The sequence below is a fragment of the Bradyrhizobium sp. Leo170 genome (assembly GCF_004296405.1).
Classification (GTDB): domain Bacteria; phylum Pseudomonadota; class Alphaproteobacteria; order Rhizobiales; family Xanthobacteraceae; genus Bradyrhizobium.
Genome location: NZ_PSRR01000414.1, coordinates 1 through 6,761 on the forward strand (window position 1 = coordinate 1; position 6,761 = coordinate 6,761).

Annotated in this window: 6 protein-coding genes and 2 pseudogenes; 3 read left to right on the forward strand and 5 right to left on the reverse strand. The window is 64.1% G+C overall.

Translation table 11 applies throughout. From position 1 onward, the window contains the following. Positions 1–146: 146 nt before the first annotated feature. The 3 genes and pseudogenes from CWO89_RS49815 to CWO89_RS38865 all read left to right on the forward strand — a co-directional run. A pseudogene (locus tag CWO89_RS49815) lies at positions 147–338 on the forward strand (helix-turn-helix domain-containing protein); the annotation flags it as partial. 26 nt (positions 339–364) lie between these two features. After that, complete coding sequence (locus tag CWO89_RS38860) at positions 365–1,504, forward strand: tyrosine-type recombinase/integrase (protein ID WP_130583613.1); 1,140 nt, start codon at positions 365–367, stop codon at positions 1,502–1,504. Between the two features lie 25 nt (positions 1,505–1,529). Beyond that, a pseudogene (locus tag CWO89_RS38865) lies at positions 1,530–2,603 on the forward strand (ComEC/Rec2 family competence protein); the annotation flags it as partial. A gap of 9 nt (positions 2,604–2,612) precedes the next feature. Here CWO89_RS38865 and CWO89_RS38870 read toward each other — a convergent pair. The 5 genes from CWO89_RS38870 to CWO89_RS38890 all read right to left on the reverse strand — a co-directional run bounded on the left by CWO89_RS38870 (position 2,613) and on the right by CWO89_RS38890 (position 6,458). Continuing rightward, a complete protein-coding gene (locus CWO89_RS38870; RefSeq protein ID WP_245476776.1) occupies positions 2,613–2,798 on the reverse strand; it encodes a hypothetical protein in 186 nt (61 codons plus the stop codon). Between the two features lie 186 nt (positions 2,799–2,984). Beyond that, the gene (locus CWO89_RS38875) at positions 2,985–3,410 is read right to left on the reverse strand and encodes a hypothetical protein (protein WP_130583616.1); all 426 of its coding nucleotides are present in this window, start codon (positions 3,408–3,410) and stop codon (positions 2,985–2,987) included. 294 nt (positions 3,411–3,704) lie between these two features. Further along, positions 3,705–4,406 carry a transcriptional repressor LexA gene (gene lexA, locus CWO89_RS38880; RefSeq protein WP_130583617.1) on the reverse strand — a complete coding sequence of 234 codons (702 nt, stop codon included), beginning with the start codon at positions 4,404–4,406 and terminating at the stop codon, positions 3,705–3,707. Between the two features lie 201 nt (positions 4,407–4,607). Then, positions 4,608–5,819: a molybdopterin molybdotransferase MoeA gene (locus CWO89_RS38885; protein ID WP_130583618.1), complete on the reverse strand. Its 1,212-nt coding sequence runs from the start codon at positions 5,817–5,819 to the stop codon at positions 4,608–4,610. Positions 5,820–5,828: 9 nt separating this feature from the next. Next, entirely contained in the window at positions 5,829–6,458 is a 630-nt protein-coding gene (locus CWO89_RS38890; protein ID WP_130583619.1) for an HAD-IA family hydrolase, read from the reverse strand. Between the last annotated feature and the right edge of the window lie 303 nt (positions 6,459–6,761).

Consider the following 6,761-nt stretch of genomic DNA (forward strand, 5'->3'; position numbering starts at 1 on the left):
AGGCCTCTGGTGCGGTTTGGCCCGCCTCCGGCGCGGGCGAGCTGTCTTATTGTATAATGCGCGGGGTGGAGCGGTGAGTCGCCACCCACGCCCTGTGCGCCGGTTCGGCCGGCGAGGTAAGCAGAGTAATTTTATTTCTCAGGGGCGTGCTTTTGCCCAATCCCGCCAACGACAACAACCGCTTGCTCACACCCGAGCAGGCGGCTTTGAGGCTGAATATCACCGAGGACCAACTCAGCGCGCTCACCCACGACGGTGAGATATCTTACATCAACGTCGGGCGCGGTAAAAAGCGCCCGCGAAGGCGGTACACTGAGGAAGACATCCAAGAGTTCCTTGACCGACGCCGCAGGAGGGAAACACCGTGTCCGTCTATCGTGACAAGCGCTCGCCGTACTACCAATTCGATTTCCAGCACGAAGGTCATCGGTTTCATGGCAGCACGAAGTGCACGTCTCGACGAGACGCAGAGAAGTTCGAGGCGGCAGAGCTAGAGAAAGCCAAGGCGCTGGTGAGGGCGACGCGGCGCGCAAAGGCGTCGCTGGCAATTGATGACGTTGCAGGCCGCCTGTGGAATGACAGCGCACAATATGATTCCGAACCGAAGGCCACCGAGACCAACCTCGCGCGCCTAATCGAGTATTTCGGCAAGGAGAAGCCGCTGACCGATATCGACCACACGGCGGCCAAGGATATGGTGGCGTGGCGACGCGGGCATCGCGTCAAGCGGCGTGGCAAACGTACCAAGGAAGAGGAGAGTGCCCTTCCGCTGGTCTCAAATGCGACCGTCAACCGCAGCACCACCAAGGTGCTGCAAAGGCTGTTTTCCTTCGCTAAAGCCGAGAAAGCGGTGTTCGAGAACGAGCCGGACTGGGAGGCTCTGTTGCTTGACGAGCCAGAGGAGCGGGTCCGCGAGTTGCAGGACGCTGAGGCAACCGCCTTCGATGATGCCATGCGCGCCGATTACGAGCCGTTCTTCGCGTTTGTGCGCGCCAGCGGCATGCGCCTCAAGGAGTGCGTGACGCTCTGCTGGAAGGAGGTCAACTTCGGCACCAAGCAGATTGTGAGGACCGGCAAGGGTGGCCGACGCGTGGTGTTCCCGATTACGCAAGCGGTTCGCGAGATACTGTTCCCGCTGCAGGGGCGGCACCCCGAATTCGTGTTCACCTACGTTGCGGTCTACGGCAATAAGCGCCTCGGCCGGGTGAGGGGGCGACGCTATCCTCTGACCTACAACGGCGCCAAGACCGCTTGGCAGCGCCTCCGCACCATCTCTGGCGTGGCCGACTTCCGTTTTCACGACTTCCGCCACGACTTCGGAACTAAGCTGCTGCGCGACAGCGGCAACTTGAAGCTCGTCCAGAAGGCGCTGAACCACCGGGACATCAAGAGTACCCTGCGGTACGCCCATGTGCTCGACGAGGATGTAGCCGACGCCGTTGAGCGGCTCGCAGAGTCCCGGAAAAAGTCCCGGAGCAATATCCGGGTTAAAGGACTGAGTTAAATAGAGAAATAGGAATCCGCGTCGAACATTCCAGATGTCGTTTGCGGCGACGCTCGGGCTGGTGGCGCTGGTGCAGATCGGCATGCCGCATCTGTTTGCCGCGCCAGACCATTCCACGACCGCGCGGATCGCGCTGTGGGGCGGGCGTGAGGTCGCGATGCTGCTGCTGGCGTCGTTGGTGGCGGGGCTGGCGACCACGCCCTATGCCGCTTTTCATTTCCACCGGGTGGCGCCCTTTGGCGTGCTCGCCAACCTCGCGGCGATGCCGGTGGTGTCGGCGCTGGTGATGCCGGCCGGGCTGCTTGGCCTGCTGGCGATGCCGTTCGGTTTCGACGGCGTGTTCTGGGCGATCATGGGCAGTGGCATCGACTGGATGATCGTGGTCGCGCAGGGGGTCGCCGCGCTGCCGGGCGCGGTCGGCCACGTCAGTGCGTTCGGGATCGGCCCGCTGATTGCCGCGAGCCTGGGCGTCATCCTGCTCGGGCTGTTGCGCACGCCGCTGCGCTTCGGCGGCGCGGCCGTGCTTCTCATTGCGGTGGTCTGGGCGGTGGGGGCGCCGCAACCGGACATCCTGATTTCCGGCGACGGCCGCAATGTCGCCGTCCGCGGCGGTGACGGGCGGCTGCACCTGATGCGGACCGCGAAGGACGCGTTTCTCGCCAAGGAGTGGCTGGCCGCGGATGCCGATGCCCGCACCGCGGGCGATCCGTCGCTGACGGAGGGCGTGTCCTGCGATGAGAGCGGCTGCGTGACCTCTGCGGCCGGTGGCGCGTTCATCGCGCTCACCCAGCGATCCGAGGCGCTCGCGGACGATTGCGAGCGGGCGGTGCTGATCGTGACCGCACGGCCGGTGCCGCAAGGCTGCGCGGCGGCGGTCATCGATGCCGAGCGCCTGCGGCGGCAGGGTGGGCTGGCGCTGCGGCGGAGCCGGAACGGCTTCGTCATCGACGCCGTCAAGCCCGCCGGCCTCGACCGGCCGTGGTCGCCTGGGATGTCAGGCGAAGGCGAACCCGAGACCACGATCCGGATCCAGGGGGCACCCGCGCCGCGCGCCATCGATGCGACCCCGTCCGAATCCGACCTGCAGTCGGAAGACTGAGCGCCCCGTTCAATCTCCGCCGGCGTTGGCCGCTAGCTCGAAGGCGCCGAGCCGAAATTCATCCGGATCGCCCGAATGCGAGGGCATTTGCACGAGCGTAAAGGTCGCATCCGGAAATCGCTCCCAGATCGCGAGATCTTCCGCTGCGACGGTGAGCCAGCCGAACCTGAACATGTATCGGCCGGGCTCAGCCACTCGTCCGGCTCTTTGCCATGTGATCTTGGTGACCACCGATCACGCCCCCTGGGCGAATAAAGCGTCCGTTCAACACAAAATCACGTGCGCCCCCGGATGACCTCCGGAGCCGCTCAAAACACTTTGCTTTTCACTCGCGGCAACGCTCCGCCGGCCGAGACCGGCGGCGCACGCTGCCCGAAGCTGTCAGCCGATGAACAGCGGGTTCGGCGCGGGGCGCTGCTCGACCGCCTTCGGTGCCGGCTCTGCAACATGATGCGTCACTGGCAATTGCAGCACGGTCGCCCGCTGCCCTTCGCAGAGCTGGGTCACCAGCACATGGCTGCCATCGGGGAATTCGATCGCGTCGTGATGACGATCCCGAATATGCGGATCGATCTGGTTGAACTTGCCGACACGGAAGCCGGTCGTCTTGGTCCAGATCCAGCGATTGTCGTAACGGACGTTATCGGCGAACGCGAGTTCGGTCCCGGGAAGCATGCAGACTGCGACCGTCGGATCGCTTTCCGAAGCGAAGCCGCGGGTCGAGGTGCCGCGGAAGGTGGTGGTGATGAGCGTCTCTCCAACCTGGGCGGGACGCGTCGCCACGGCATGCAGGCTATAGTCACACATCGGATTGCTCCTCATTCGAGATAGCCGACCCGTGCCTGGGAAGAGGCGCAGGCCTCTATCAGAGTGGACGATAACTTATAAGCCTCTGCTTCGTTCTTGGCATTTGTACGGCCCGCGCCTTCGGTCCGTTCACAAACACGATAGCGAGACGCTGCCGCACATCACCTTGCACCGAAGTGCCCCGGCGAATTTACCGGGGCTTTCATTCTAATCATTCTAAGTCGTTCTTGTCATCGTCCTCTAGGGCAGAGCACCCACCTAAGTACCAGACGGGGCTGCTGCGTCCTGGTCGGCTCAGTACTTGCGATAAAGCCCGATCAGCTTGCCCTGGATCCGCACCCGGTTCGGCGGCAGGATGCGGACTTCGTAGGCCGCATTGGCAGGCTCCAGCGCGATCGAGGCGCCGCGGCGACGGAAACGCTTCAGCGTGGCCTCTTCCTCATCGATCAGCGCCACCACAATGTCGCCGGTGTTGGCGGTTTCGTTGCGCTGGATCAGCGCCATGTCGCCGTCGAGGATGCCGGCCTCCACCATGGAATCGCCGCGCACCTCGAGCGCATAATGCTCGCCGGAGCCGAGCATGTCGGGCGGCACGCTGATGGTGTGGCTGCGGGTCTGCAGCGCCTCGATCGGCGTACCCGCCGCGATCCGGCCCATCACGGGAACAGCAACGGGACGGTTGCCATCGTCTTCGGCCACGGCCGCGCTGGTCGTGCGCTTGCCGAGCGTGCCCTCAATGACGCTCGGCGTGAAGCCGCGGCGACCGTTGCCGGCGGCGGAGAGCTCAGGCAGTTTGATCACCTCGATTGCGCGGGCACGGTTCGGCAGGCGACGGATGAAGCCCCGTTCTTCCAGCGCCGTGATCAGGCGGTGGATGCCGGACTTCGAGCGCAGGTCGAGTGCGTCCTTCATCTCGTCGAAGGAAGGAGGCACGCCGGCCTCTTTCAGCCGTTCGTTGATGAAACGCAGAAGTTCATACTGTTTGCGCGTAAGCATCGCGAGCATTCCCCCGGTTGGTAGCGTCGTTCGATCCGAGACTTGAGAAGAGCTGATCTCGGGAGTAACGCACTCCCATTCGTAGACAGCGAGTTTCGAAACAAATCATGAACGGACACTATATGTTCGATATGTGTTCCGCAACCACTTAATTTCTGGTGAACGCGATCAGAGATGCTCCAGTAGGTGCTGGTCGCGGCGTCATTCAGGCAATCGGAGAATGTCGCAAGGCGCGCCTTTTGCGGCGGCCGGCGCGAATGGCGGACGGATCACAAGTGCCTGCGCCGCAGTGAGATTCCCAAGCAGCGAACTGTCCTGCTTGGTGACTGGCGTTGCGATCAGCGTGCCGTCGTCGCGCTCTTCGAGAAGCGCGCGAAGATAATCTTCGCGCTGATCGTTGGCGGCGAGATCGCGGCCGAGCAGGGCGCTTTCGCTGACGTGATGAACAGCCGAGCGGCCGAGGAGGGCCCGAATCAACGGCACCAGGAACAGGTAGGCGCAGACATAGGACGACACCGGATTGCCGGGCAGGCCGATCACTCGCATCGTGCCGAGTCGGCCATGCATCATCGGTTTGCCGGGCCGCATCGCGATCTTCCAGAACGCCATGGTGACGCCCTCGGCCTCGAGCGACGGCTTTACGAGGTCGTGGTCACCGACTGAGGCGCCGCCGGTGGTGATGAGGATGTTGGCGCCCGCGGCATGCGCGCGGCGGATGCCCTCGGTGGTGGCGGCAACCGTGTCGGCGGCGACCCCCAGATCGATCGCTTCAGCGCCTTCCGCGCGCGCCAGCGCCCGCAGCGCATAGCCGTTGGAATAGACGATCTGGCCCGGGCCCGGAGAGGTGCCCGGCATCACCAGTTCGTCGCCGGTCGCGAGCACGGCCACCTTCGGCCGGCGCCGCACGGGAAGTTCCGGATAGTTCATCGACGCCGCCAGCGACAGCGCGCGGTCGGTCAGCCGGCTTCCGCGCCTGAGCAGCACGTCGCCTTCACGGAAATCGACGCCGGCGGGACGGATATGCCGCCCGGCGATGGCAGCTTCGGTGATGGTGATGTGATCGCCATCGACCCGGGTGTCTTCCTGGATCACGACGGCATCGGCGCCGGCGGGAATGACGCCGCCGGTGAAGATCCGTGCCGCTTCCCGCGGACCAAGTTCCCGATCGAACGGCCGGCCCGCGGCGACTTCGCCGATCACCTTCAGCCGCGCGCTGAGATCGGCGGCATCGGCGGATCGCACCGCATAGCCATCCATCGCCGACATCGCCAGTGGCGGCTGAGTACGCTTTGCTGCGACGTCACGGGCGAGCGTGCGGTGATAGGCGGCATCGAGCGCGACCATCTCTTCCGGCAATGGTTCCGCGCCGGCGAGGACCGCGGCTAGCGCATCGGCGACCGGCATCAGGGCCACGGGCAACTCCTAAATTCCGAGCGCGAGAAGCGCGTTCGTCACATCATCTGACGATGTGACGTGAATGGCTGTGAGACCTGCCGCCCGTGCGCCGCGGATGTTCTCGGCGGAATCGTCGAAGAACACGATGCGCGAGGCCGGCGCGCCGATCGCCTTGACGACGTAATCATAGGCTTCCGCGTCGGGTTTCCGTAGCCCGATCGTCGACGAGAAGAAGATCTGGCGGAAGTGGCCGAGCACGTCCGAATAGGCTGTCGAGAAATGCTCGATATGGGGCGGATTGGTGTTCGAGAAAGCATAAAGCGGCAGGCGCGTCTTGGCGCGCGCCAGGTGCGCGGCGATTCCCGGCATCTCGCCGGCGAAGATCGCGTTCCAGCCTTCCAGGAACTGGGCGTCGGAGATGCCGATGCCGAGCGACTGCCGCAGGCTTGCGAAGAAGGCGGCGTCATCGATCTTGCCGACCTCGTGATGTCTGTAACTCTCGTCCATCACAAAGCGGGTGGCGAGCTCGCCGGGCTCGCAGCCGGCATGGCCGGCCCAGGTGGTCATCACCTTGCCGAAATCGATATCGAGCACGACGCGGCCGAGGTCGAACAACAGGACATCGGCGGCGCCGGGGGAGAGGGACGGTTGAGTCATGGCGAGGGCTGTGTACGAAAATCCCAAGGAGGCGGCAATGTCTTCGATTGTAACAACCGGGAACGGTGACACACATACCGCTGTCGTCCCGTCGAAAGACGGGACCCATAACCACAGGCGATTGTTGTGGCGTGAGCAAGCGGTGGTAGCGGAGCGCACTACAAAGGCCTGTGGTTATGGGTCCCGGGTCAAGCCCGGGACGACGGGGGAAAGGTCCGATTCAATTTTCAAACAGCTTGAGGATGCGAGTCCACATTCTCGCGGCGCTTTGCGTCCGAGCTTTGCGTCACTTCCCACCCTCCT

Excerpts from the sequence above, each read along its gene's own strand:
- CWO89_RS38875 (WP_130583616.1), bottom strand. The coding sequence starts at position 3,410 with ATGTGTGACTATAGCCTGCATGCCGTGGCGACGCGTCCCGCCCAGGTT.
- lexA (WP_130583617.1), bottom strand. The coding sequence starts at position 4,406 with ATGCTTACGCGCAAACAGTATGAACTTCTGCGTTTCATCAACGAACGG.
- CWO89_RS38890 (WP_130583619.1), bottom strand. The coding sequence starts at position 6,458 with ATGACTCAACCGTCCCTCTCCCCCGGCGCCGCCGATGTCCTGTTGTTC.